The 23,564-nt window shown below is 67.1% G+C and carries 23 protein-coding genes; 16 read left to right on the top strand and 7 right to left on the bottom strand.

What is annotated here, in order from left to right:
* Nucleotides 1-61: 61 nt before the first annotated feature.
* Nucleotides 62-2,851, bottom strand: coding sequence for a preprotein translocase subunit SecA (gene secA / locus C4E04_RS02820; RefSeq protein ID WP_109594755.1), 2,790 nt, complete (start codon nt 2,849-2,851; stop codon nt 62-64).
* A 269-nt stretch (nt 2,852-3,120) separates the two neighbouring features.
* Here secA and C4E04_RS02815 point away from each other — a divergent pair, with 269 nt between their 5' ends.
* Entirely contained in the window at nt 3,121-4,017 is an 897-nt protein-coding gene (locus tag C4E04_RS02815) for a peptidylprolyl isomerase (RefSeq protein WP_109594753.1), read from the top strand.
* A 289-nt stretch (nt 4,018-4,306) separates the two neighbouring features.
* Nucleotides 4,307-5,548: a bifunctional glutamate N-acetyltransferase/amino-acid acetyltransferase ArgJ gene (gene argJ, locus C4E04_RS02810; protein WP_109594751.1), complete on the top strand. Its 1,242-nt coding sequence runs from the start codon at nt 4,307-4,309 to the stop codon at nt 5,546-5,548.
* A 12-nt stretch (nt 5,549-5,560) separates the two neighbouring features.
* Here the strand turns inward: argJ and C4E04_RS02805 are convergent, their stop codons facing one another.
* Nucleotides 5,561-5,938 carry a hypothetical protein gene (locus C4E04_RS02805; RefSeq protein ID WP_109594749.1) on the bottom strand — a complete coding sequence of 126 codons (378 nt, stop codon included), beginning with the start codon at nt 5,936-5,938 and terminating at the stop codon, nt 5,561-5,563.
* A gap of 117 nt (nt 5,939-6,055) precedes the next feature.
* Here C4E04_RS02805 and mutT point away from each other — a divergent pair, with 117 nt between their 5' ends.
* Entirely contained in the window at nt 6,056-6,511 is a 456-nt protein-coding gene (gene mutT / locus C4E04_RS02800) for an 8-oxo-dGTP diphosphatase MutT (RefSeq protein WP_109594747.1), read from the top strand.
* Nucleotides 6,512-6,521: 10 nt separating this feature from the next.
* A complete protein-coding gene (locus C4E04_RS02795) occupies nt 6,522-7,445 on the top strand; it encodes a DMT family transporter (RefSeq protein ID WP_109594745.1) in 924 nt (307 codons plus the stop codon).
* Between the two features lie 9 nt (nt 7,446-7,454).
* On the opposite strand, the gene C4E04_RS02790 is transcribed toward C4E04_RS02795, so the two are convergent.
* Entirely contained in the window at nt 7,455-8,168 is a 714-nt protein-coding gene (locus C4E04_RS02790) for an alanyl-tRNA editing protein (protein WP_109594743.1), read from the bottom strand.
* A gap of 127 nt (nt 8,169-8,295) precedes the next feature.
* Here C4E04_RS02790 and C4E04_RS02785 point away from each other — a divergent pair, with 127 nt between their 5' ends.
* Complete coding sequence (locus tag C4E04_RS02785) at nt 8,296-8,796, top strand: DUF962 domain-containing protein (protein WP_162559248.1); 501 nt, start codon at nt 8,296-8,298, stop codon at nt 8,794-8,796.
* 9 nt (nt 8,797-8,805) lie between these two features.
* Here the strand turns inward: C4E04_RS02785 and C4E04_RS02780 are convergent, their stop codons facing one another.
* Both C4E04_RS02780 and C4E04_RS02775 read right to left on the bottom strand, forming a co-directional pair.
* Entirely contained in the window at nt 8,806-9,171 is a 366-nt protein-coding gene (locus C4E04_RS02780) for a DUF427 domain-containing protein (protein ID WP_109594739.1), read from the bottom strand.
* Nucleotides 9,172-9,264: 93 nt separating this feature from the next.
* Nucleotides 9,265-10,146, bottom strand: coding sequence for a methyltransferase domain-containing protein (locus tag C4E04_RS02775; protein ID WP_109594737.1), 882 nt, complete (start codon nt 10,144-10,146; stop codon nt 9,265-9,267).
* Between the two features lie 178 nt (nt 10,147-10,324).
* Between C4E04_RS02775 and C4E04_RS02770 the strand changes: the two genes are divergently transcribed.
* The 6 genes from C4E04_RS02770 to nhaA all read left to right on the top strand — a co-directional run bounded on the left by C4E04_RS02770 (nt 10,325) and on the right by nhaA (nt 14,556).
* Nucleotides 10,325-11,050, top strand: a complete 726-nt coding sequence (locus tag C4E04_RS02770) for a ComF family protein (RefSeq protein ID WP_174219312.1) — start codon at nt 10,325-10,327, stop codon at nt 11,048-11,050.
* A gap of 41 nt (nt 11,051-11,091) precedes the next feature.
* Nucleotides 11,092-11,349 carry a glutaredoxin 3 gene (gene grxC / locus C4E04_RS02765; RefSeq protein ID WP_109600711.1) on the top strand — a complete coding sequence of 86 codons (258 nt, stop codon included), beginning with the start codon at nt 11,092-11,094 and terminating at the stop codon, nt 11,347-11,349.
* A gap of 17 nt (nt 11,350-11,366) precedes the next feature.
* Complete coding sequence (locus C4E04_RS02760; RefSeq protein ID WP_109594733.1) at nt 11,367-12,230, top strand: carbon-nitrogen hydrolase family protein; 864 nt, start codon at nt 11,367-11,369, stop codon at nt 12,228-12,230.
* 81 nt (nt 12,231-12,311) lie between these two features.
* A complete protein-coding gene (locus tag C4E04_RS02755) occupies nt 12,312-12,758 on the top strand; it encodes a DUF1178 family protein (RefSeq protein ID WP_109594731.1) in 447 nt (148 codons plus the stop codon).
* 17 nt (nt 12,759-12,775) lie between these two features.
* Nucleotides 12,776-13,297 carry a metallophosphoesterase family protein gene (locus C4E04_RS02750; RefSeq protein ID WP_109594729.1) on the top strand — a complete coding sequence of 174 codons (522 nt, stop codon included), beginning with the start codon at nt 12,776-12,778 and terminating at the stop codon, nt 13,295-13,297.
* 53 nt (nt 13,298-13,350) lie between these two features.
* Nucleotides 13,351-14,556: a Na+/H+ antiporter NhaA gene (nhaA, locus tag C4E04_RS02745; protein WP_109594727.1), complete on the top strand. Its 1,206-nt coding sequence runs from the start codon at nt 13,351-13,353 to the stop codon at nt 14,554-14,556.
* On the opposite strand, the gene ubiG is transcribed toward nhaA, so the two are convergent.
* On the bottom strand, nt 14,529-15,272 hold the full coding sequence (gene ubiG, locus C4E04_RS02740) for a bifunctional 2-polyprenyl-6-hydroxyphenol methylase/3-demethylubiquinol 3-O-methyltransferase UbiG (protein ID WP_109600709.1): 744 nt from the start codon (nt 15,270-15,272) through the stop codon (nt 14,529-14,531). The two genes, nhaA and ubiG, sit on opposite strands and share 28 nt — an antisense overlap.
* A gap of 267 nt (nt 15,273-15,539) precedes the next feature.
* On the opposite strand from ubiG, the gene C4E04_RS02735 reads away from it, so the two are divergent.
* The 5 genes from C4E04_RS02735 to C4E04_RS02715 all read left to right on the top strand — a co-directional run bounded on the left by C4E04_RS02735 (nt 15,540) and on the right by C4E04_RS02715 (nt 22,665).
* Nucleotides 15,540-16,778 (top strand): aspartate kinase, encoded by a 1,239-nt coding sequence (locus C4E04_RS02735; protein ID WP_109600707.1) that lies wholly within the window; start codon nt 15,540-15,542, stop codon nt 16,776-16,778.
* Nucleotides 16,779-16,867: 89 nt separating this feature from the next.
* Nucleotides 16,868-19,135, top strand: a complete 2,268-nt coding sequence (gene ptsP / locus C4E04_RS02730) for a phosphoenolpyruvate--protein phosphotransferase (RefSeq protein WP_109594725.1) — start codon at nt 16,868-16,870, stop codon at nt 19,133-19,135.
* Nucleotides 19,135-20,217, top strand: a complete 1,083-nt coding sequence (gene prfA, locus C4E04_RS02725; protein WP_109594723.1) for a peptide chain release factor 1 — start codon at nt 19,135-19,137, stop codon at nt 20,215-20,217. The genes ptsP and prfA overlap by 1 nt, the downstream gene beginning before the upstream one ends.
* A 276-nt stretch (nt 20,218-20,493) precedes the next feature.
* A complete protein-coding gene (prmC, locus tag C4E04_RS02720; protein ID WP_109594721.1) occupies nt 20,494-21,423 on the top strand; it encodes a peptide chain release factor N(5)-glutamine methyltransferase in 930 nt (309 codons plus the stop codon).
* Nucleotides 21,424-21,753: 330 nt separating this feature from the next.
* Nucleotides 21,754-22,665, top strand: a complete 912-nt coding sequence (locus C4E04_RS02715) for a DUF4167 domain-containing protein (RefSeq protein ID WP_109594719.1) — start codon at nt 21,754-21,756, stop codon at nt 22,663-22,665.
* A gap of 99 nt (nt 22,666-22,764) precedes the next feature.
* Here C4E04_RS02715 and C4E04_RS02710 read toward each other — a convergent pair whose 3' ends face one another.
* On the bottom strand, nt 22,765-23,547 hold the full coding sequence (locus C4E04_RS02710; RefSeq protein WP_109594717.1) for an MOSC domain-containing protein: 783 nt from the start codon (nt 23,545-23,547) through the stop codon (nt 22,765-22,767).
* Nucleotides 23,548-23,564 lie beyond the last annotated feature (17 nt).

Genomic DNA, 23,564 nt, shown 5'->3' with positions numbered 1-23,564 from the left:
CGCCCCAAAGGAAAAGCCCGGCCGCTGGGCCGGGCTTTAACTTCGATAATTGTTGAGGCCGTCAGGCCACGAACTGTCCGTGGCAATGCTTGAACTTCTTGCCGGAACCGCAGGGGCAGGGCTCGTTGCGTCCGACGCGACCCCAGGTGGAGGGGTCGTTCGGGTCGCGGGTCGAGCCGGCCTCGGAGGCCGCGAAGCCCAGGGCCGGGGACGCGCCCTGAGCCAGGTCGAACTCGTTCTCGCCGGTCGCCGGGTCGAGGTGCTGGGCAAACATGGGCGGAAGCTCCTGCTGCTCCGGCTGCTGGAACACCACCTGGATGCGCATGAGCTGACCCGTGACCTGCTCGCGCAGGCGCCCGACGAGGTCGTTGAAGAGGTCGAAGGCCTCGGACTTGTACTCGTTGAGCGGATCGCGCTGGGCCATGCCGCGCCAGCCGATGACCTGGCGCAGGTGGTCGAGGGTCACGAGATGCTCGCGCCAGAGATGATCGAGGCTCTGGAGGAGCACCTGCTTCTCGACGTAGTTCATCACATCGGAGGTGTTCTCCTCGATCCGCTTGGCATAGGACTCGTCCGCCGCCTTGCGGATGCGCTCGCGGATCTCGTCGTCGGCAATGCCCTCCTCCTTCGCCCACTCGTCCACCGGCAGGTCGAGGTTGAGGAAGTTGGCCACGCTTTCCTTGAGGCCCGCGATGTCCCACTGCTCCGCATAGGCGTGCTCGGGGATGGTGCGGGCAACGAGGTCGTCAATGACGCCATGGCGCATGTCGTCGATGGTCTCGCGCACGCTCTCCTCGGCCATGAACTCCTTGCGCTGCTCGAACACGACCTTGCGCTGGTCGTTCATGACGTTGTCGTATTTGAGGATGTTCTTGCGGATGTCGAAGTTGCGCGCCTCGACCTTTGCCTGTGCCCGCTCGATCGCCTTGTTGATCCAGGGGTGGATGATGGCTTCGCCTTCCTGCAGGCCGAGCTTCTGCAGCATGCCGTCCATTCGCTCGGACCCGAAGATGCGCATCAGGTCGTCCTGGAGGGACAGGTAGAACTTGGAACGGCCCGGGTCGCCCTGACGGCCCGAACGGCCGCGCAGCTGGTTGTCGATGCGCCGGGATTCGTGGCGCTCCGTGCCGAGCACGTAGAGGCCGCCGGCATTGAGCGCCTTCTCCTTGAAGGCCGCGATCTCGTCGAGGATCTCCCGCTCGCGGCGGGCGCGCTCCTCGCCCTCGAGACCGTTGAGCTCGCGCTCGATGCGCATCTTGGCGTTGCCGCCGAGCTGGATGTCGGTGCCGCGACCGGCCATGTTGGTCGCGATGGTGATTGCGCCCGGCACGCCGGCCTGGGCGACGATGAAGGCCTCCTGCTCGTGGAAGCGGGCGTTGAGCACGGCGAAGTGTTTCGTGGCCTTGCCTTCGCGGGCCGCCTTGTAGAGGGGCTCCAGAGCCTGGGGGTTCTCGAAGTCGATCAGCTTGAACCCGTCCTTGATCAGGAGCTCGGCCAGGAGTTCCGACTTCTCGATAGAGGTGGTGCCGACGAGGATCGGCTGGCCCTTCTTGGAGGATTCCTCGATGTCGCGGATCACCGCCCGGTAGCGCTCTTCGGCGGTCCGGTAAACCTCGTCATCGTCGTCGATACGGGCGACGGGCCGGTTGGTCGGGATCTCGACCACCTCGAGATTGTAGATTTCCAGGAACTCGTCGGCCTCGGTCGCGGCCGTGCCGGTCATGCCGCCCAGCTTGTCGTAGAGGCGGAAATAGTTCTGGAACGTGATGGACGCGAGGGTCTGGTTCTCGGGCTGAACCTGGACCCGCTCCTTGGCCTCGAGAGCCTGGTGGAGGCCTTCCGAGTAGCGCCGGCCCTGCATCATGCGGCCGGTGAACTCGTCGATGATGACCACCTCGCCGTTGCGGACGATGTAGTCCTTGTCGCGCTGGAACAGGGTGTGGGCCCTCAGCGCCTGGTTCATGTGGTGGACCAGGGTGGCGTTATGGGCATCGTAGAGGTCGCCCTCGGTCAGGAGGCCGATCTCGCGCAGGAGGCCTTCCATCTTCTCGGTGCCGGCCTCGGTCAGCGACACGGCGCGCTGCTTCTCGTCGAGGTCGTAGTCGCTCTTGTCGAGGCGCGGGATGACCACGTCGATGGCGTTGTAGAGCTCCGAGCGGTCGTCGAGGGGGCCGGAGATGATGAGGGGCGTACGGGCCTCGTCGATGAGAATGGAGTCCACCTCGTCCACGATGGCGAAGTTGTGCCCGCGCTGGACCATCTGCGACATCTCGTACTTCATGTTGTCGCGAAGATAGTCGAAGCCGTATTCGTTGTTGGTGCCGTAGGTAATGTCGGCCGCATAGGCGGCGGCGCGCTGACCGTCGTCGAGCCCATGGACGATCACGCCCACCGTGAGGCCGAGGAAGCGGTAGACCTGCCCCATCCATTCCGCGTCGCGGCTGGCGAGGTAGTCGTTCACGGTCACCACATGGACGCCCTTGCCGGCCAAGGCATTGAGATAGACCGGCAGGGTGGCCACCAGGGTCTTGCCCTCGCCGGTCCGCATCTCGGCGATGGAGCCCTCGTGCAGCACCATGCCGCCGAGGAGCTGGACGTCGAAGTGCCGCTGGCCCAGGACCCGCTTGGCGGCCTCGCGGACCGTCGCGAAGGCCGGGACCAGCAGGTCGTCCAGGGACTTGCCGGCGGCGATCTGTGCCTTGAATTCCTCGGTCCGGGCGCGGAGCTGATCGTCCGTAAGGGCTTCGAGCTCGGGCTCCAACGCGTTGATGGCCGCTACTTTCGGCCGATAGGACTTCAGTCGGCGATCGTTGACCGAGCCAAAGATTTTCTTCGCGAGTGTTCCGAACATCGAGAGCCTTCAGACTTCTGGGATTCTGGAGAAACGTTAATTTGAGCCGCGTTATAGACTTAATTATGCAGGAGCGCATCTAAAAGACTGCGCCAGGAGGGCGCATATCCAAGACCCGTTCGAGACCCGCTCCCATGGCGCCCAGCCGGCTCGGCACCGGCCATCCGCGCCGGCGCGGATGTGCCACAGATAGGCTGTCGCTTGCAAACGGCAATGAACTCGGTCATCGGTCCACGGGACAGTGGGCGATACCCATGAGAGGATCAGACATGTCAGTTTCACCATCGCTGCGCAGGGGCGTTTTGGCTCTCGGCGTCGCCCTTCCCCTGACGGCAGGCGTGGCCTTTGCCCAGGGGACAGCCCCCGCGGCGGCTCCGGCCGCCCCAGCGGCCACTGCCCCGGCGGGCAACAAGGTCGTCGCCCGGGTCAACGGCCAGGACATCACCGAAGCGGACCTCGCCGTGGCGGCCTCCGACCCGGCCCTGCAGCTGCCGAGCATCCCGGAAGAGCAGAAGCGCGAGCTCCTGATCAGCTACCTCATCGATCTCAAGCTCGGCGCCAAGGCTGCTGAGACCGCCAAGGTGGGCGACAACCCCGATTTCGCCCGCAAGCTGGCCTATAACCGGGACAAGACCCTCCTCGACGAGTATCTCGACCAGGAGGCCCGCAAGGCCGTGACCCCCGAGGCGGCCAAGAAGCTCTATGACGAGACCGCCAAGAACATGACCCCCGAAGAGGAGGTCCATGCCCGCCACATCCTCGTGGACAACGAAGAGGATGCCAAGAAGGCGGCCGCCCGCGTGAAGGGCGGAGAGGACTTCGCCAAGGTCGCGGGCGAGCTTTCGAAGGACCCGGGCTCCAAGACCGACGGGGGCGATCTCGGCTTCTTCACCAAGGACCGCATGGTCGAGCCCTTCGCCGAGGCCGCCTTCAAGCTCAAGCCCGGCGAGATCTCCGACCCGGTCAAGTCCCAGTTCGGCTGGCACGTGATCAAGGTCGAGGAGCGGCGCGCCAAGCCCGTCCCGTCCTTCGACGAGATGAAGGACCAGGTGAACGCCTATCTGGAGCGCAAGGCCCAGCAGGACCTGATCGTCGGCCTGCGCAAGGACGCCAAGATTGAGAAGCTCGACGACAAGGGCAACCTGGTCGAGCAGAAGAAGCCCTGATTTTTAAGGGATCGAGGCAACAGGGGGCGGCCCGAAAGGCCGCCCCTTTTCGTTTTGGGAGCTGGACTGCCGGTCGACGGGACGATGGAGCGCCGGGCTCGGCCTTCGGTTGCTTGAGGAAGTCTCCCTTTTGCCAGTCGGGTCAGCGGCGGGAGGAATCGGCCGTTCCATCCGCGGGTGGGCACCGCGGACCTCTCCCGACGAAACGCGGGCTTGACAAAAAGCCTTGGAAAGCCACAGGTCGCCGGTCGCTGAGGCCTTTTTTCTCCACATTTTTCCGGGTCCCTCCATGTCCAAGACCGTCTCGCCGCTGGCGCCCAAGTCCTATCCCACGCTTCCCGAGATCGAGGGCGTCAGGATTGCTACGGCGGAAGCCGGGATCCGATACAAGAACCGGACAGACGTGCTCTACGTGGCCCTCGCCAAGGAGACGACCGTGGCAGGGGTCTTCACCCGTTCGAAATGCCCGTCGGCCCCGGTGGACTGGTGCCGCAAGAACCTGGAGAAGGGCGTCGCTCGGGCGCTCGTGGTGAATTCCGGCAACGCCAACGCCTTCACGGGCCGGAAGGGCGCGGAAGCCGTGAAGCTCACGGCCGACATCGCCGCCAAGGCGGCGGGCTGCCGCGCCTCCCAGGTCTTCATCGCCTCGACGGGCGTGATCGGCGAGCCGCTCGATGCCTCGAAATTCGCGGGCGTGCTGGAGACCTGCGAGCAGAAGGCGACCCCGAAGGCCTGGGTCGATGCCGCGAAGGCCATCATGACCACCGACACCTTCCCGAAGGTCGCGACCCGCACGGCCACCATCGGGGGCGTGGAGGTCACCATCAATGGCATCGCCAAGGGCGCGGGCATGATTGCTCCCGACATGGCCACCATGCTGTCCTTCGTCTTCACGGATGCGCCGCTCGCGGCGCCGGTCCTGCAGGCCCTGCTCAAGAAGGGCGCCGACAAGAGCTTCAACTGCGTGACGGTCGACAGCGACACCTCGACCTCGGATACGCTCCTGTTCTTCGCCACCGGCGCCGCCGCCAAGCGGGGCGCGCCGTCCATCGCGCTGCCGAGCGACCGCCGCCTGAAGGAATTCCGGCAGGCCCTCGAGAGCCTGCTCTGCGACCTTGCCCGGCAGGTGGCGCGGGACGGCGAAGGGGCGCGCAAGTTCGTGACCGTGAAGGTGACCGGCGCCACCGGCGCCACCTCGGCGAAGCGCATCGCCATGGCGATCGCCAACTCGCCCCTCGTGAAAACCGCTGTGGCCGGCGAGGACGCCAATTGGGGCCGCGTCGTGATGGCGGTCGGCAAGGCCGGCGAGCCGGCGGAGCGCGACAAGCTCGCGATCTGGTTCGGCGACATCCGCGTTGCCGTGAAGGGCGCCCGGGACCCGGATTACGACGAGGCCCGGACCTCCACCTACATGAAGGGCGATGACATCACGATCCGGGTCGATCTCGGCCTCGGCCGCGGCGAGTCCACCGTGTGGACCTGCGACCTCACCAAGGCCTATGTGGAGATCAATGGCGATTACCGGAGCTGAGGCGGCCCGCCCTTACGGTATGACCGTCACCTTCCACGTGACGGTCACGTTCATGGGGCCGCCATACTGGTCGAACCCGGTAATCTCATAGGCGAATTCGTCGGATCCCCTGTAGCCGTGCGAGGCGGCATAAAAGGGGATGAGGCCGATCACGCCCGCTTTTCCGCTCTTTGGCGCCTGGACGATCCTGGTTTTCTGGACCACGCCCGGAACGTTGCCGATGCTGAACCGGCAGCCCGTCCCGGCCCTCACCTTCAAGGTTCCGGTCCCTTCGAAATCGGCCGAATTGATCGGGACGGCGGCCGCCTCGCACTCCGCGGCAGCCGGCGTGCAGACGGCCGCAAGGCCAAGCCCCCATAGAACGGGGGCTACCCGTGCAAGCAGTGTCATGGTTTCCTCCGGAATTATGATTTTTATCTTTTCGGATATACCGTAACGTCACGTTCATCAAGCCGTGCAAATCGGTTCGCGCGCGGGGCAAAGCAGGGTATGAGAGGCGCCTTGCAGATGTCAGGCCGGGCCCGTCCGGCCCCGCCGAATGGAACGAACGTGTCCTCGCTCAAGCTCACCCTCGTCGTCGCCGTCGCCCTCGTGGACACGGACAACCGCATCCTCCTGGCGCAGCGCCCGGAGGGGAAGCAGCTGGCGGGGCTTTGGGAATTTCCGGGCGGCAAGGTGGAGCCCGGCGAGCGGCCCGAGGAGACCCTGATCCGCGAGCTGCATGAGGAACTCGGCATCACCGTGAAGGAGGCCTGCCTTGCGCCCCTAACCTTCGCGAGCCACGCCTATGAGAGCTTTCATCTCCTGATGCCGCTCTATATCTGCCGCCGCTGGGAAGGGTTCGTGCAGTCCCTCGAGGGACAGGCCCTGAAATGGGTGAAGCCCCAGGAGCTGCGCGCCTATCCGATGCCGCCGGCGGACGAGCCGCTGATCCCGTTTCTCGTCGATCTCCTCGGCGCCTGAGGTTCTCATCATGTCGGGCTCCGTACAGGCCGCTGCGCCCTCCCCGGCCGTGAGCCAGAGCTTTCTGGTGTCCCACCTCCTCGGCTGCTCGATCCTGTGGGCGAGCGGCTTCCTGTTCATCAAGCTCAGCGACGATCTCAGCCCCTTCGCAATCGCAGCCATGCGCGGCCTCCTCGGCGCCACCTCCCTGGCCGTCTGGTTCAAGCTCAAGGGTAAGCGCCTCCTGCCGGAGCGGCATGAGCTGAAGAACTGGATCGTCCTCGGCACCTTCAACGGCTGGCTGCCCAACGTGCTCGTGGCCTATGCCCTGACCCAGATCACCACCGCGTCCGCCGCGATGGTGCAGGCCGCCGGCCCCCTCATCGTGGCCGTGATGTCCCATGCGCTGTTTCCGGACGAGCGGCTGACGCGCCTGCGCTTCGTCGGCGTCCTCGTCGGCTTCGCCGGCATGGGCGTTCTCATCGGCCCTGCGGCCATCCCGCAGAGCGGGATCAGCCCGATGGGCTCCCTGGCCATGGTGGCCGTGACCTTGAGCTATGCGACCGCGAATATTTTCGTGCGCACCATCAAGCAGGCGGACCCTTCCCGGCTGGCCCTCGGCCAACAGGTCTGCTCAGGCCTGCCCGCCACCCTGCTGGCCCTGGCGATCACGGGACCGGACGCCTTCGCGGCAGTGCCCTCGCTCGTTGCGCCCCTGCTTGCCCTCGGCATCGTCGCGACCGCCCTGCCCATGCTCATGTTCATGCATATGATCCGGCGCGCAGGCCCCACCCGGGCCTCGATGGTGGGCTATCTCCTGCCGGTCTGGACCGCCATCCTGGCCGTGCTCTTCCTCGGCGAGCGGGTCGGCGGGCGTGAGATCCTCGGCGGCGCCGTGGTGCTCGCAGGCGTCGCGATCGTGACCTTCAGCGGAAAAGCGAAGCGCCCCGCCTGACGGCTTCTCTCAGGCCGCGAATCCGACCTTGAGGCGCCGGTTCTGCCGCCCCTTGTTGTCGACCTTGAGCACCGTCACGGGCCGCGCCTGGCCGGTGGAGGACAGATGCGTGCCGCCGCAGCCCTGCCGGTCGAGATCGGCAATCTCGACGATGCGCACCTGACCGTCCGGCTGCCGCGGCGGAGCCACGGCCTTGCTGCGGAAGAGGCCAGGGACGGCCGCCGCCTCGTCCCATGGCATGTGGAAGGCGCGCACGGCCAGATCCTGCCGGATGACGTCGTTCATGGCCCCGTCGAGAGCCCGCAGGCGGTCCGCATCGGCGCCCGGCAGGTCGAAATCCACCCGGAAGGTCCCGTCGCCTGAGAGCTGCGCGCCGGTCAGGAGCGCGCCCCCGAACTCCCGATAGACGATGCTGTTCGCCACATGCGCCATGGTGTGGAGCTCGCTCATGAGGCGGCGGAAATCCGGATCGACCATGATCCGGACGGTGCCGTGGATGTCGGCCCCGCCCTCGATCTCATGCCAAAGCCCCCGCTCCTCCGGCCGCACGGCCAGGATCATCGCCTCGCCGTGAGACCAGGCGAGGGTGGCCCTGTCGGCGAGCTGCCCTCCACCGCCCGGAAAGACCGGGGATTGCGCCAGCAGGATGGCGCCCGGGCGCGCATCGATCACGGCGGCCTCCAGGGTGAAAACATCCGGATGATCCTGGCAGAACAGGCGCATGAGATTTCCTCGCTGGCGAGCCGCGCACTGTGCCGCTCCGGCCTGCGCGGCGCAACGGGCGTCCGCCCGGGGACTTTTCCTGGCCCGCCTCTCTGTTACATTATATTGGGAACCAGAGGAGCCGACCATGGCCAGCCTGTTCGAACGCCAGCTCCAGGCCTATTCTGGCTACCACCGGGACCATCGCAACCGGGCGACCCATTTTGTCGGAATCCCGGCCATCGTGTTCTCGCTGCTCCTGGCCCTGAGCCTGTGGCGGCTGCCGGTGGGGGAACACGCGGTATCCGGCGCCTGGATCGTCGGGCTCCTGGCGGTGGCGGGCTGGATCGCCCTCGACCTCACGATCGGCCTCGCCATGGCCGTGGCGACGCTCGTGATGGTGCTGGTCGCGGGCTGGCTGACGTCCCATCTCGGGTCAGGGGCCGTCTGGATCCTGTTCTGGGTGCTCTTCATCGGCGGCTGGGCCCTGCAATTCCTCGGCCATGCCTATGAGGGCCGGCGGCCCGCCTTCACGGACAACCTGTTCCAGGCCTTCATCGGCCCGATGTTCATCATGGCCGAGGCGCTGATGGCGCTCGGCCTGCGGCGGGATCTGGCAGCCTATACGCAGGATCGGGAGACGGCCTGAGGCCTATCCTCAGCGCTCGAATTCCTCGATGGCGTCGACACGTTCCGGATAGAAGGCCAGATAGCCGGCAATCTCCTTCACGGCCGGATAGGGTTCCTCGTAGGTCCAGACCGCGTTCTCCCGCACCAATCCCCCGGCCGTGACGGTGAAATAGGCGGCATCGCCCTTGTAGGGGCAGTGTGAGGCATGATCCGTCCGCTCGAACAGATCCATCTGGGCATCCTTGCGCGGAATGTACTGCACCGGCTCCAGGGTCGCCTCCCGCAGGGTCAACGCCTCCGTCGTCTCGGCCACGATGAAACCTCCGAGCATGACCCGGATCCGGTGCGGGTTCCGCGTGATCGTGATCGGGTGGTCGGGACCGGGGGTCTTCATCGGGCAATGCTCCAGGATCGTCCTGAAAGACATAGGGCGAGACGCATGGAGCCCAAGCGCTTCCCGCAAGAGTTTCCCGAAGGAAGAGGTGCCTCAGCCTTTCGGCGCGTCCCCGGCCGGCCGCTCCTTCACGCCGAGCGCATCCGCAAGGCGCATCTTCGCCGAGCCGGGGCGCAGGGGTTTCTGCTGGCTCTCATGGGGCGCCCAGCCGGTCAGCCAGACGATCTCGAAGGTGGCAGGCAGGCGTCCGTCGGGATCCGCGAAGCGCTCCGCATAGAGGGCGGCCGCCCGCATGAGCGTGGCGCGGCGCAAGGGCGTTTTCCGCCGGTGAACGAGGGCATTGGTCAGCCCCATCTGGCGCAGGTCACGCATGAGCGCGAAAGGATCGCCGTAGCGCACCCGCACGATCTCCGAATCCGCCACCGGCAGCGCGAAGCCCGCCCGCTGCAGCAATCCGCCGAGATCGCGCACATCCGCAAAGGGCGCCACCCGAGGGCTGACGCCTCCCTCCAGCTCCGCCTCGGCCTGGGTGAAGGCCTGGCGTAGCTCGGTCAGTGTCGCGCCGCCGAGCAGCGCCCCGAGGAAGAGCCCGTCGGGCTTGAGGGCGCGTCGGATCTGCACGAGGGCGCCCGGCAGGTCGTTGACGCCCTGAAGGGCCAGGAGGGACACGGCAAGGTCGAAGTGCCCGGCCACGACCGGCAGCCGCTCCTCGTCGCCCAGAACGCTTCCTGTCTCAGGAACCGGCGCCACGCGCAGCACATGCCCGGCCCGGCCCGTGGAGCGCAGGAGAGCGGCGGCGGCGGGTGTGGGCGTGCCCAGGTCGAGGGCCTGCGGGAAGGTGCGCAGCACTGGGGCCAGCCGCTCGTCGAGATCGGCGACGGCACGCTCGAGCAGGAAATCCGCGTAGCCCGAGCGCAGCGCCCGCGCGAGACGGCGGCGGACGAGGGAGCGGTCGAAGACGAGGGGAGCTGTCATGGAACGCCGGTATGGCGCGCAAAGCGGCGGGAGCCAAGAGAAATCGCAAGCCGGCCCGAAACGGCCCGCCCCCTCCGCACGGAGAGATGGCCCAGCCGTCCGGCCCCGCTAGTCTTCTCCCATGACGGATGTCGCAAAGCGCCTGCGGCAGTGGGCCGGACCGGCCTGCCGCCGGACCATGGACGGCCTGAAGGAGGCGATGCTCGGCCTTCTCTATCCGCCTGCCTGCATCGCCTGCGGCGGCGCGACGGGAGAGCCTCATGCCCTGTGCGCCGCCTGCTGGTCCGGGATCGGCTTCATCGCGCGGCCCTATTGCGAGCGGCTCGGCACCCCGTTCCCGGTCGATCTGGGTCAGCCCCTGCTCTCGCCCGCCGCCATCGCGGACCCGCCGGTCTTCGAGCGCGCCCGGGCGGTGGCGCGCTATGACGGGACCGCGAGCGCACTGGTGCACCGGCTCAAATACAGCGACCGGCCGGAACTCGCCCGGGCGATGGGCCGGATGATGGCCCAGGCCGGAGCAGAGCTTCTCGGCGAGGCCGACATCATCGTCCCGGTCCCGCTCCACCGCTGGCGCCTGTGGCGGCGGCGCTTCAACCAGGCCATGGCGCTGGCGAGCGTCGTCGCCCGGACGAGCGGCGTCCCCTGCGATCCCTTCCTTCTCGCCCGCGTGAAGCGGACCCGGCAGCAGGTGGGCCTGACCCGGGCGCAGCGGCAGGAGAACCTCCAGGGCGCCTTCCTGGTCCCGGCCGGGGCGCGGGCGCGGCTCAAGGGCCGGAGGGTCCTGCTCGTGGACGACGTGCTCACCACCGGCGCCACCGCGAATGCGGCCGCGCGAGCGCTCCTGCGCGCCGGCGCCGCCGCGGTCGACGTGCTGGCATTCGCGCGGGTCGTGACGGAAGCATGAAGGGCACCTATATGCAGGGCACCCTCAATGAAAGGTCCGCCATGCCCCCGATCACGATCTACTCCAAGAGCTGGTGCCCCTATTGCGCCGCCGCCAAGCGACTTCTTGACGAGAAAGGCGCCGCCTACACGGAGATCGATATCGAGGAAGAGCCGGAAAAGCGCGCCGAGATGGTCCAGAAGGCCGGCGGGCGCACCACCGTGCCGCAGATCTTCATCGGCGAGCGCCATGTGGGCGGCTGCGACGATCTTTATGCTCTGGACGAGAAGGGCCGGCTTGAGGCCTTATTGCAGGCCTGACGGAGATCGAGAATCCCATGACCGCTTCCCGCTTCACCGCCGCCTGCGTGCAGATGCGCTCCGGGCGCGACGTCCTGGCCAACCGCGACGCGGCCGTCGCCCTGGTGCGGGAGGCGGCCGGCAAGGGCGCCGATTTCGTCCAGACCCCGGAAATGACATCCCTGGTGGACCGCGACCGAAAGGCCCTCTTCGACAAGGTCGGCCCGCAGGACCGGGACCCGACCCTCGCGGCCCTTCGCGAGGTGGCCCGGGAGCGCGGCATCGTCATCCAGATCGGCTCCATCGCCGTAAAAGAGGGCGACAGGATCGCCAACCGTGCCTTCCTGATCGGCCGGGACGGCGAGCTCGTCACCTCCTACGACAAGGTGCACCTCTTCGATGTGGACCTGCCGAATGGCGAGAGCTGGCGGGAATCGGCCACCTATACGGGCGGCGACAAGGCCGTCCTCGCCGAGACCCCGTGGGGCTATCTCGGCCTGACCATCTGCTACGACGTGCGCTTCGCGGCCCTTTACCGGGCTCTCGCCGAGAACGGCGCCGCATTCCTGTCAGCCCCCGCCTGCTTCACGAAACAGACCGGCGAGGCCCATTGGCACGTGCTGCACCGGGCCCGGGCCATCGAGACCGGCTCCTTCATGATCTCGGCCGCGCAGGGCGGCATGCATGAGGACGGGCGCGAGACCTTCGGGCATTCGCTCATCGTGGACCCGTGGGGACGGGTGCTGGCGGAAGCCGGCACCGAGCCCAGCGTGATCCTGGCCGAGATCGATGTCGGCTTGGTGGCCGATGCGCGCGGGCGCATCCCGACCCTCAAGAATGCCCGCTCCTTCGGCGTGGAGATCGTCTCCGCGGCGCCCGAGCGGCGAGCCGCCAATGCCTGAGCGGTCCGTTTCCTCGGCTTGCATTCAGGCCCGACTTGCGCTCTTGGACAAGGATGACATTGCCCCCATCTTGAAGAGGACATGATCAAGTACGCTCTGGCCTGCGACCAGGCCCACGAATTCGAAAGCTGGTTTCCTTCGAGCGAGGCCTATGAGGCGCAGCGCACGCGCGGCCTCGTGACCTGCCCCTATTGCCAGTCGAACAAGGTGGAGAAGCAGATCATGGCGCCCTCCGTCGGCCGGACCGACAAGGCCGCCCTGCCCTCCGCGCCGGAGCCGCAGGCGGTCGCCATGCTGTCCGACAAGGAGCGGCAGATCCGCGCCATGATCCGCGCCGTGCGCGAGCATGTGATGCAGAACTCGGAAAATGTCGGAAAGGCCTTCGCCGAGGAGGCCCGCAAGATCCATTACGGCGAGGCCGAGGAGCGCGCGATCTACGGGGAGGCTGAGCCGGCCGAAGCCCGCGCTCTCATCGAGGAGGGCATCGACGTGCTGCCCCTGCCGCTCGTTCCCGACGACCGGAACTAGGCGGCTGCGCCGGCGTCGTGACGGTCTTCTTCACCAGCGACACCCATTTCGGCGACCCGCGGGTGCTCAGGATCGACAGGCGGCCCTTCGCGAATATCCCTGAGCACGACGAGGCCCTGATCGAGCGCTGGAACGAGACCGTGGGCCCGCAGGACGAGATCTGGCACCTCGGTGACTTTGCGCTGCACGTCAGGCCGGGCCGCATCGAGGAACTGCTCGCCCGGCTTCACGGGCGCAAGCATCTGATCACCGGCAACAATGACGGGCCCGACACGCTCGCCGCCAAGGACTGGGCGAGCGTGCAGGCCTATGCGGAGCTCCAGCTGGAGGGCTACGGCCTGGTTCTCTGCCATTATGCCTTCCGCACCTGGAAGAACATGGGGCGCGGCTGGATCGACCTGCACGGCCACTCGCATGGCAAGCTGAAACCCCAGACCCGCCAGTTCGACGTGGGCGTCGACGCGTGGGATTACCGCCCCATCACCCTGGAGCAGATCCTGGGCTCCTCTCGAATTCGTCATCGCAAAACCGGTCCATGAGGGTTCCCCTCCCGGGCCCTTCACCCTAGGAGGGACCCGAACAGGAGATGCGGATGGACGGTCAACGAGAGGTGAAGCGGCGTGTCTCGCTGATGCGGAGATTCTTCGACAGCGAGGCGTCGGGCGGCATCCTCCTGATGGGCGTGACGGTAGCGGCCCTCGCGATCGCCAATTCTCCCTTGAGCGAAGCCTATTTCGGCATCCTCAAGACCTATGTCCTCGGCCTGAGCGTCCTGCACTGGATCAATGACGGCCTCATGGCCGTGTTCTTCCTGCTCGTCGGCCTCGAGATCAAGCGCGAATTCCTTGACGGGCAGCTCTCCACCTGGCCGCGCCGGGTGCTGCCCGGGATTGCGGCCCTCGGCGGCATGGCGGTGCCGGCCCTGGTCTACACGGCCGTAACTTGGAGCGATCCGGCGTTGAGGGCCGGCTGGGCGATCCCGGCCGCCACGGACATCGCCTTCGCACTCGGCGTGCTGACCCTTCTAGGGCCGCGGGTCCCGGCCTCGTTGAAGATCTTCCTGACGGCACTCGCCATCCTGGACGATCTCGGCGCCATCGTGATCATCGCGCTGTTCTACACGAGCGGACTTGCGCTGCCGATGCTCGGCCTCGCCGCGCTGTGCCTCGTGGTCCTTGTTCTTCTCAACCGGTTCGGGACCACGTCCCTTGTGCCCTATCTGGCCGTCGGCGCCCTGCTCTGGTTCTTCGTTCTGAAATCGGGCGTCCACGCGACCCTCGCGGGCGTCGCCCTCGCATTGACCATTCCGCTCCAGCCCGAGCCCAAGAAGACGCGGGCCGAGGATTCGCCCCTGCACCGGCTGGAACATTGGCTTCAGCCCTGGGTCGCCTACGGGATCATCCCGATCTTTGGCCTTGCCAATGCGGGCCTGTCCTTCGCTGGCCTGTCCCTGTCGTCCCTCGTGGCATCCCTGCCGCTCGGAGTGGCCCTGGGCCTGTTCGTCGGCAAGCAGGTGGGCGTCTACGGCTCCGTGTGGCTCGCCGTGCGCCTGGGCCTCGCGGATATGCCGGCCGGCGCCTCCCGCCTGCAATGCTACGGGGTCGCGCTCCTGTGCGGGATCGGCTTCACCATGAGCCTCTTCATCGACGCCCTCGCGTTCGGGGACAGGGCCGATCTGGTCGATTCCGCCAAGATCGGCGTGCTCGCCGGGTCCTTCCTGTCGGCGATCGCAGGCTTCCTGATCCTGCGCTTCGCGCCGAGGGTAGCGCCTCAGCGGCGGGCCGCGATGAGCATGTAGTTGACGGCCGTGTCGGACGAGAGGGACCAGGCGCCGGTGAGCGGGTTATAGGCCACGCCCGTCAGGTCCTCGACCGCGAAGCCCGCTCCGCCGAGAGCGTCCTCCAGCTCCTGCGGGGTCACGAACCGGTCCCATTCGTGGGTGCCCTTGGGCAGCCAGCCGAGCACGTATTCGGCGCCCACGATGGCGAGCGCGAAGGAGCGCAGGGTCCGGTTGAGGGTCGCCATGACCAGGGCCCCGCCCGGCTTCACGGCCTGCCCGCAGGCTGACACGAAGGCCTGCACGTCCGCCACGTGCTCCACCACCTCCATGGCGAGCACCAGGTCGAAGGTCTCGCCACGGGCTGCCACCGCCTCGACCGTCTCGTTACGATAATCGACGGCAAGCCCCGCCCGCTCCGCATGGAGCCGGGCCACCGACACGTTGGTGGGCGCGGGGTCGAGGCCCGTCACCCGGGCCCCGAGCCGGGCCAGGGGCTCGGAGAGCACGCCACCGCCGCAGCCCACATCCAGGATGCTCAGGCCCTCCAGGGACCGGGCGGAGCGCGGGTCGCGGCCGAACCGGCGGCAGGCCTCGTCCCGGATATAGGCCAGGCGGACCGGATTGAAGCGATGCAGGACCTTCATGGGCCCCTTGGGGTCCCACCAGGTCGCGGCGATCTTCTCGAAGCGGGCGACCTCGGCCGGGTCGATGGTGGTGCTGGCGCCATCAGGCATCATGAAACTCCTGTGCTCCCTCCCGGCCCTCGCCTCCCCGGAGGGAAACGGAGAGGCGCATCGACGATAGCCGAGGCCTTCCGGCTTTGCGACCTCCGCCAAGCCTTCTCCGCCAAGCCCCCTCCGCTAAGCCCCCTCCCCCTCTCCCGCAAGGGGGAGGATCGCAAAACGGTGCGTTGACAGGGCGCTACCCCACAGTCATGTATGGGCGCCTTCCGCTCCCGGCGGAGAGGCACGTTCCTCCTCCTGCTCGGCCTCATGAATCCCATGCCTCGTCTCGTCATGAAGTTCGGCGGCACGTCCGTCGCCAATGTTGAACGCATCCGCAACGTGGCGCGGCACGTCAAACGCGAGGTCGAGGCCGGCTATGACGTGGCCGTCGTGGTCTCGGCCATGTCGGGCAAGACCAACGAGCTCGTGGGCTGGGTCAAGGACGCTTCCGCGTTCTACGATTCCCGCGAATACGACGCGGTCGTCGCCTCCGGCGAGCAGGTGACCTCGGGCCTTCTGGCCATCGCGCTGCAGGAAATGGGCCTGAAGGCCCGCTCCTGGCAGGGCTGGCAGATCCCGATCATGACCTCGGACGCCCATGGCTCGGCGCGAATCGCCGCCATCGACGGGACCGGAATCCTCCAGGCCTTCGGCCGGGACCGGGAAGTCGCCGTGGTTTCCGGGTTCCAGGGCCTGCATCAGCCGACTCAGCGCATCACCACCCTCGGGCGGGGCGGCTCCGATACGAGCGCCGTGGCCCTCGCGGCCGCGATCCAGGCGGAACGCTGCGACATCTACACGGACGTGGACGGCGTCTACACCACCGACCCGCGGATCGTCCCCAAGGCGCGCCGCCTGGACAAGGTGTCCTACGAGGAAATGCTGGAAATGGCGTCGCTGGGCGCCAAGGTGCTCCAGGTGCGCTCGGTCGAGCTCGCCATGATGCACCGGGTCCCCACCTATGTCCGCTCCAGTTTCGACGATCCCGCCGACCCGAAGCTCGGCACCCTCATCTGCGACGAGGAAGACATCATGGAACAGCAGGTAGTCACGGGCATTGCCTATTCGCGTGACGAAGCCCAGATCACGCTGCGGAATGTCGCGGACAAACCGGGCATCGCGGCCTCCATCTTCGTGCCTCTGGCCGAGGCCAACATCAACGTGGATATGATCATCCAGGTGGTGTCCGACGACACGACCACCACGGACATCACCTTCACGGTCCCGGCCGCCGATTACGAGCGCGCCTGCTCGGTGCTGAACCAGCACAAGGAAGAGATCGCGTTCAAGAACCTCCAGGGTGCCACGGACGTCGTGAAGGTCTCGGCCATCGGGGTCGGCATGCGCAGCCACGCGGGCGTGGCTGCCCGGGCCTTCAAGGCCTTGGCCGACAAGGGCATCAACATCCGGGCCATCACGACCTCGGAGATCAAGTTCTCGGTTCTCATCGACTCCGCCTACACGGAGCTTGCGGTGCGCACGCTCCACTCGCTATACGGCCTTGATCAAGCCTGATTGACGGCCAGTCCATGAGGCTGCGACACTTACCATAAGAAGCCGGCGGCACCGCCCGTCGGCCAACCAGGACGGGAATTCGAATTCTCATGCCAAGCGCCCCCGGCGGTCCGCGCCTTCTGCTGCGCCGCCTCCGCGAGATCATGGCGGAGCCGGTGGGGGCCCAGGACCGCCTCGACAAGATCGTCGTCCTGATCGCCGCCAACATGGTGGCGGAAGTGTGCTCCGTCTACGTGATGCGCGGCGACGGCATGCTGGAGCTGTTCGCGACCGAGGGCCTCAACCGGGAGGCCGTGCACCGGACCACCATGCGCTCCGGCGAGGGCCTCGTGGGCCTGATCGCCGCCACCGCCGAACCCCTGTCCCTGTCGGACGCGCAGAGCCACCCGGCCTTCTCGTACAAGCCCGAGACGGGCGAGGAGATCTACCACGCCTTCCTGGGCGTGCCGCTCCTGCGGGCCGGCAACACCCTCGGGGTCCTGGTCGTCCAGAACCGCACCCACCGGATCTACGCCGAGGAGGAGATCGAGGCCCTCCAGACCACCGCCATGGTCCTGGCCGAGATGATCGCCGCCGGAGAGCTCCAGGCCCTGGCGCCTGTGGAGACCGGCATCGCCTTGCGCCGGCCGGTCCATTCCAAGGGCACCGCCCTGGCGGACGGGGTCGGCCTCGGCTACGTGGTGCCCCATGAGCCCCGGGTGGTGGTCAGGAACCTAATTGCCGAGAATGTCGAGGCGGAGCTGCAGCGCCTCGAACATGCCATCGCGGAGGTCCGCACCTCCATCGACGAGCTGATCGAGCGCGGCGACGTGGCTCATCATGGGGAACACCGGGAGGTGCTGGAAACCTTCCGCATGTTCGCCCACGACCAGGGCTGGCTGCGGCGCATGCGCGAGGCCGTGATTTCGGGCCTGACCGCCGAGGCCGCCGTGGAGCGGGTGCAGTCCGACAACCGCGCCCGGATGCAGCGCCAGATGGATCCCTATCTGCGCGAGCGCCTCCACGATCTGGACGACCTCGCCAACCGGCTGCTGCACCGCCTCGTGGGGCGGGATCTTGTGGCCGAGCGGGGCTCCCTGCCGGACAATGCCATCCTCGTGGCCCGCTCCATGGGACCGGCGGCGCTCCTCGATTACGACCGCTCGCGCCTGCGCGGCCTCGTCCTCGAAGAGGGCGGGCCGACCAGCCACATCGCCATCGTGGCGAGGGCGCTCGGAATTCCGGCCGTGGGTGAGGTGGCGAACGCCACATCGCTCACCGAGCAGGGCGACGCCATCATCGTGGACGGGGCGGCCGGCGAGGTGCAGATCCGTCCTACTCCGGACGTGGAAGCGGCCTATGCCGAAAAGGCGCGCCTGCGTGCCCGCCGGCAGGAGCAGTATCTCAAGCTCCGCGACGTGCCGGCCGTCACGACGGACGGCGTCCCGATCACCCTGCAGCTCAATGCGGGCCTCCTGGTGGACCTGCCGCACCTGGCCGAGACCGGCGCGGAAGGCGTCGGCCTGTTCCGCACGGAACTGCAGTTCATGATCGCGGAGCGGATGCCGACTGCGACCGAGCAGCAATCCCTCTACAGCGCCGTGGTGGCGGCGGTGGGCGACCTGCCGGTGACCTTCCGGACCCTCGATATCGGCGGCGACAAGATCCTGCCCTACATGAACGCCATCGAGGAGGAGAATCCCGCCTTAGGCTGGCGCGCCATCCGCATCGGGCTCGACCGGCCGGGCCTGCTGCGGGTGCAGATTCGCGCGCTTTTGAAGGCCGCCGGCGGGCATCCCCTGAAGATCATGTTCCCGATGATCGCGACCTGCGACGAGTTCATCCGGGCGAAGCGGATCGTCGAGCGGGAAAAGGCCCATCTGTCGCGCCACGGCTATACCCTGCCGAGCGACCTGAAGCTCGGGGCCATGCTGGAAGTGCCCTCCCTACTGTTCCAGCTCAAGGAGATCTGCGCAGTCGCCGATTTCCTGTCCATCGGCTCCAACGACCTGATGCAGTTCCTCTTCGCGAGCGACCGGGAGAACCGCCGGGTTGCGGACCGGTTCGACCCCTTGAGCCCGCCCATGCTGCGGGCCCTCAAGATGGTGGTGGACGAGGCCGCCTCGACGGACTGCCAGCTGACCGTCTGCGGCGAGATCGGCGGACGTCCCCTCGAGGCCATGACCCTGATCGGCCTCGGCTTCCGGTCCCTGTCCATGTCTCCCGCCGCCATCGGCCCCGTGAAGGCCATGCTGCTGGCCCTCGATGCGGGCCGCCTCGGCGCCTTCATCCGTGAGGAGCTGGAGCATTGCGGGGGCGGCGATACGTTGCGGCCCAAGCTTCTCGAATTCGCGGAAAGTCATGGTATTCCGATCTGATGTCGATATCGCCTCCCTCTGATCGCCTGGACGCCATCCTGGCCCGTCACGACATCGTGACGGCGACGCTCAATGCCGCGACCGATGCCGAGACCATCGTGTCGCTCTCGCGCGAATTGTCCGAACTCGACGACGTGGTGGCGGCGATCAAAACCTACCGCTCCATGGAGGACAACCTCTCGGGGCTCGAGGCCATGCTGGAGGATTCCGACCCTGAGATGCGGGCCCTCGCGGGCGAGGAGCTGCCCCGGGCCCGGGAGGAGCTGGAAAATGCCGCCCAGGGCCTGCGCCTCATGCTGCTGCCCAAGGACGAGGCGGACGAGAAGAGCGCCATCCTCGAAATCCGCGCCGGCACCGGCGGCGACGAGGCGGCTCTCTTCGCCGGGGACCTCCTGCGCATGTATACCCGCTATGCTGACCTGAAGGGCTGGAAGGTCGAAATCGTGTCCGAGAGCGAGGGCACGGCGGGCGGCTACAAGGAGGTCGTGGCCGAGGTGAAGGGACGCGGGGTCTTCGCCCGGCTCAAGTTCGAGAGCGGCGTCCACCGGGTCCAGCGGGTGCCCGATACGGAGACGCAAGGGCGCATCCATACCTCCGCGGCCACCGTGGCGGTGCTGCCGGAAGCCGAGGATGTGGATATCGCGATCAACGAGGCTGACCTGAAGATCGACACCATGCGGGCTCAGGGTGCCGGCGGCCAGCACGTGAACAAGACAGAATCGGCCATCCGCATCACCCATATCCCCACGGGCACCGTGGTTTTCGTGCAGGACGAGCGCTCCCAGCACAAGAACCGAGCCCGGGCGCTCGCCCTGCTCAAGGCCCGGCTCTATGACGCCGAGCGCACCGCCAAGGACGCGGCCCGCGCGGCCGACCGCAAGTCCCAGGTGGGTTCCGGCGACCGCTCGGAGCGCATCCGCACCTACAACTTTCCGCAGGGGCGCGTGACCGACCACCGCATCAACCTCACGCTCTACCGGCTTGAGGAGATCCTGGCCGGCAATGCCCTGGACGAGCTGATCGACGCCCTGGTGACCGAGCACCAGGCGGCCCAACTCGCCGCCCAGGACGAGGCGGCCTGACGAGCCTTTTTCCCAACGTCATTCCGGGATGGTCCGGAGGACCAGGCCCGGAACCCATAACCGCTGAGCTTCACGAATAGGACGCAGCGGCTCTCCTGGTTCTCTATTCTGAGACGCTGGTGGTTATGGGTCCCGGGCTCCGCTTACGCGGCCCCGGAATGACGGGGCAGGATACGCAACGGTTTGCACTCTCGCCGGAGCGGGCGTAACCCCCCTGTAGATGCCTCCGGCAGCGTACCCCGAAGATAATCAGGGAAGGGATGACGGCCCAAAGCGATGAGCAGAGATTCGACCTCCCCGCCTGATCCGGCCTCCATCACCCGCGCCCAAGCGCTTGCCCGGCTCAGGCACAGCCTGGCCGAGGGCGGGATCGAGAATCCGGCCCTCGATGCCCGCCTGCTGCTTCTCGCGGCTCTCGGTATCTCTCCGGCGGAGCTGGTGATGCGGCCCGAGGCGCTCCTGACCGAGCGGGAGGCCGAAATCCTGGCAGACTTCGCCCGCCGCCGCCTCGCCCGTGAGCCCGTGGCGCGGATCCTCGGCGAGCGGGAATTCTGGGGCATGCCCTTCCGCCTGTCCGCCGACACCCTAGTGCCGCGCCCGGACACTGAGACGGTCATCGAGACCGCCCTTGCGCTACTGCCGGACCGGCAGGCGCCCCTCCGGATCGTCGATTTCGGGACGGGCTCAGGCGCGATCCTGACGGCTCTCCTTCACGAGCTGCCTCGGGCCTGGGGCATCGGTGTCGATCTTGCCGAAGGAGCGGCCCGGATGGCGCGGGAGAATGCCCGAGCGAACGGCGTCGGAGACCGGGCCTCTTTCGTCGTCGGGAACTGGGCCGACTGCCTCAAGGGCCCTTTCGAGCTCGTGGTGTCGAACCCGCCCTATATCGCCTCGGAGGTGGTCGGAACCCTCGATCGGGAGGTACGGGAGCACGATCCACGCCTTGCCCTCGACGGTGGCCCGGATGGTCTCGAACCCTACCGTGTCCTGCTCGGCGAGGCAGACCGCCTTCTCGCGCCGGATGGCCTGATGGTGTTCGAGATCGGCTACGATCAGGGGGAGTCAGTCAGCCATCTGGCCGCGGCCTCTGGCCTTGAAACTTTGCGCCTGGCGCACGATCTATCAGGTAACACCCGCTGCATTGCCCTGAAACGGACACGATCCCATGGGAGGACGTTTTCCGTTCCGGCAGGGGATAAAGACTGAAATATCGCTTGTTGGACGGGGCGGAACCCGCTAGATTCGGGTTCAGAGATCGTCCTCGGTCGACATAAATCGGTGAAACCCCAACGGGCGAATGCCGGAGACCAAACGATATCAATCGCGCAGGCAGGGGCAATTTGAACAGCCAGGCGCGATCACTTGAACCCGACACTGAAGGATGGCCAAGGCTTTGAAAGCTATGGCTTAACGACAGACGGTTTCCACGCGAACGGTGGGCTTGAGCCCGTTCGGTGAGAGATAGGCTTGCATCGCGTGGGCTTGAAGAACCAGCGAGGGTCGTAGACCAGAATGAGACCAGGACAGAACAGGCGCATGCGCGGTCGTAACCGCAACGGCAACAAGGGGCCCAATCCCCTGACCCGGAGCTATGAATCGAACGGTCCGGACGTGAAAATCCGCGGCACCGCGCAGCATATCGCCGAGAAATACAGCCAGCTGGCCCGCGACGCGACTGCGAGCGGCGACCCGGTGGCGGCCGAGAACTACTTCCAGCATGCGGAGCACTATTTCCGCATCATCGCAGCCGCCCAGGAGCAGCTGCGCGAGCAGTACGGCTATCAGCAGCGTCCCTATGACGAGGATGGCGAGGACGAGGGCTTCACGGCCAATGACCGCCAGCCCTACGCCAATGGCGAGGACGGGGATCTCGGCTCCCAGCCGCAGCCCTTCGAGTCGCGCCAGGACGGCGATCGTGAACGCCCCTCCCGCTTCGACCGCGAAGAGCGCCAGAACCGGGGCGAGCGTGGAGAGCGCCAGGACCGTGGCGACCGTCAGGATCGCGGCGAACGGCGCGAGCGTTTCCAGCGCGATCGTGGGCCCCGCCAGGATTTCGCCCGGGACGAGCAGCCCCGGCTCGAGTTCGACCGGCCGGAGCGCGCAGAGCGCCAGGAACGGACGGAACGCCCGGAGCGGACAGAACGTCCGGAGCGGGCCGAGCGCCCGGAACGCAATGGACGCGCGCCCTACCGCCGCGACCGCCAGCGTGAGGAAGCTGCCGAGGCTCAGGATTCGGGAGGCCTCCCGGCCTTCCTGACCAACCCGGTCCGCAGTGCACCGCCGGTTGTCGAGGCGCCTGAAGCGAGTGCCGTACCGGCGCCGCAGGAAGCCGCCAACGACGAGGACGCCCGTCCCCGCCGCCGCACCCGGCGCACCACGACCCGCCGCACCACTGAGGAAGCGGCAGCCGAGACGGCTCCGAGCTTCGAGACTCCGGCCGCCGAGTAAGGCCCCGGATCCGGGAACGAGAATCGAAAGGGAGAGCCTCAGGCTCTCCCTTTTTCATGTCCGGCGCTGTGTCTGGTGGTCTGATCTATGAAGGACGCTTCAGAGCGCGAGCGTCGCCTGCTCGGGCACGAGGCTGTCGTCCTCGGCGATGACGCCGTCCGACAGGACCTCCGCGTAGACGCCGCAATCGACATGCCCGTAGGCCGCCATGAGGCTCTTGGGGATCTGCAGGTCGCGGATCCCGGTCTCCGGGTCCACGTTAGTGGCGGCGCAACGCTCGATCCGCTTCGTCACCTTCAGGCGAAGCCCCGACGGCGCTGTCAGAACCTGGCCCACGAGATCGAGCTCGGCCCAGGGGGCAAGCCCCTCCAGATGAAGATTGCCGCGAAAGCGCAAGGGATCGACGGGCGCGCCCACGACCCCTTCCAGATCCCTAACGCTGGCGAGGTTAATGAGAGAGACGAAGCCGCGCCGGGAATCCGTGAAGCGGAAGCCATCCGGAGCCGAAAGTACTTTGGGCGGACCGCGCAGCTCCGCCGGCATGAAGCGGCGGAAGAAGGCCTCGATGGCGAGGCGCCCCTGCTGGTTCGAGAGATCGCCCCGCGCGACCTCACGCCCACCGTCCTCAATGAAGAGGGTCGTGATCGTATCGAGATACCGGGTCTTCAGGCGTGCCAGGCACTCGTTGCGCATGAGCATCAGAAACTTGATCTTCGGCTGATGCTGCGGATCATCAGGGTCGAAACCCGACGGACCGTTCTCGATGGCGAAGAGCCGATCGCCCGGAAAGTAGCTGCCCCGGGTCAGGGCCGCGGAAGACAGCCGTTCGGGGGAAAGTCCCTTGACGGGATAGCGCTGGAGGGAGGCGATGCGGATGCTCATGCCTCCCTCGATAATCG

Origin of the sequence: Microvirga sp. 17 mud 1-3 (assembly GCF_003151255.1) — a bacterium.
Taxonomy (GTDB): Bacteria; Pseudomonadota; Alphaproteobacteria; order Rhizobiales; family Beijerinckiaceae; genus Microvirga.
Note: the sequence above shows the minus strand (reverse complement) of the source record. Positions and strands in the feature narration are given on the sequence as shown.

Excerpts from the sequence above, each read along its gene's own strand:
- C4E04_RS02785 (WP_162559248.1), top strand. The coding sequence starts at position 8,296 with ATGGCCAGCCTGTTCGAACGCCAGCTCCAGGCCTATTCTGGCTACCAC.
- secA (WP_109594755.1), bottom strand. The coding sequence starts at position 2,851 with ATGTTCGGAACACTCGCGAAGAAAATCTTTGGCTCGGTCAACGATCGC.
- nhaA (WP_109594727.1), top strand. The coding sequence starts at position 13,351 with ATGGACGGTCAACGAGAGGTGAAGCGGCGTGTCTCGCTGATGCGGAGA.
- C4E04_RS02775 (WP_109594737.1), bottom strand. The coding sequence starts at position 10,146 with ATGACAGCTCCCCTCGTCTTCGACCGCTCCCTCGTCCGCCGCCGTCTC.
- C4E04_RS02715 (WP_109594719.1), top strand. The coding sequence starts at position 21,754 with ATGCGCGGTCGTAACCGCAACGGCAACAAGGGGCCCAATCCCCTGACC.
- ptsP (WP_109594725.1), top strand. The coding sequence starts at position 16,868 with ATGCCAAGCGCCCCCGGCGGTCCGCGCCTTCTGCTGCGCCGCCTCCGC.
- C4E04_RS02805 (WP_109594749.1), bottom strand. The coding sequence starts at position 5,938 with ATGACACTGCTTGCACGGGTAGCCCCCGTTCTATGGGGGCTTGGCCTT.
- C4E04_RS02780 (WP_109594739.1), bottom strand. The coding sequence starts at position 9,171 with ATGAAGACCCCCGGTCCCGACCACCCGATCACGATCACGCGGAACCCG.
- C4E04_RS02790 (WP_109594743.1), bottom strand. The coding sequence starts at position 8,168 with ATGCGCCTGTTCTGCCAGGATCATCCGGATGTTTTCACCCTGGAGGCC.
- grxC (WP_109600711.1), top strand. The coding sequence starts at position 11,092 with ATGCCCCCGATCACGATCTACTCCAAGAGCTGGTGCCCCTATTGCGCC.
- C4E04_RS02760 (WP_109594733.1), top strand. The coding sequence starts at position 11,367 with ATGACCGCTTCCCGCTTCACCGCCGCCTGCGTGCAGATGCGCTCCGGG.
- prfA (WP_109594723.1), top strand. The coding sequence starts at position 19,135 with ATGTCGATATCGCCTCCCTCTGATCGCCTGGACGCCATCCTGGCCCGT.
- argJ (WP_109594751.1), top strand. The coding sequence starts at position 4,307 with ATGTCCAAGACCGTCTCGCCGCTGGCGCCCAAGTCCTATCCCACGCTT.
- C4E04_RS02735 (WP_109600707.1), top strand. The coding sequence starts at position 15,540 with ATGCCTCGTCTCGTCATGAAGTTCGGCGGCACGTCCGTCGCCAATGTT.
- C4E04_RS02795 (WP_109594745.1), top strand. The coding sequence starts at position 6,522 with ATGTCGGGCTCCGTACAGGCCGCTGCGCCCTCCCCGGCCGTGAGCCAG.
- ubiG (WP_109600709.1), bottom strand. The coding sequence starts at position 15,272 with ATGCCTGATGGCGCCAGCACCACCATCGACCCGGCCGAGGTCGCCCGC.
- mutT (WP_109594747.1), top strand. The coding sequence starts at position 6,056 with ATGTCAGGCCGGGCCCGTCCGGCCCCGCCGAATGGAACGAACGTGTCC.
- prmC (WP_109594721.1), top strand. The coding sequence starts at position 20,494 with ATGAGCAGAGATTCGACCTCCCCGCCTGATCCGGCCTCCATCACCCGC.
- C4E04_RS02710 (WP_109594717.1), bottom strand. The coding sequence starts at position 23,547 with ATGAGCATCCGCATCGCCTCCCTCCAGCGCTATCCCGTCAAGGGACTT.
- C4E04_RS02815 (WP_109594753.1), top strand. The coding sequence starts at position 3,121 with ATGTCAGTTTCACCATCGCTGCGCAGGGGCGTTTTGGCTCTCGGCGTC.
- C4E04_RS02755 (WP_109594731.1), top strand. The coding sequence starts at position 12,312 with ATGATCAAGTACGCTCTGGCCTGCGACCAGGCCCACGAATTCGAAAGC.
- C4E04_RS02770 (WP_174219312.1), top strand. The coding sequence starts at position 10,325 with ATGGACGGCCTGAAGGAGGCGATGCTCGGCCTTCTCTATCCGCCTGCC.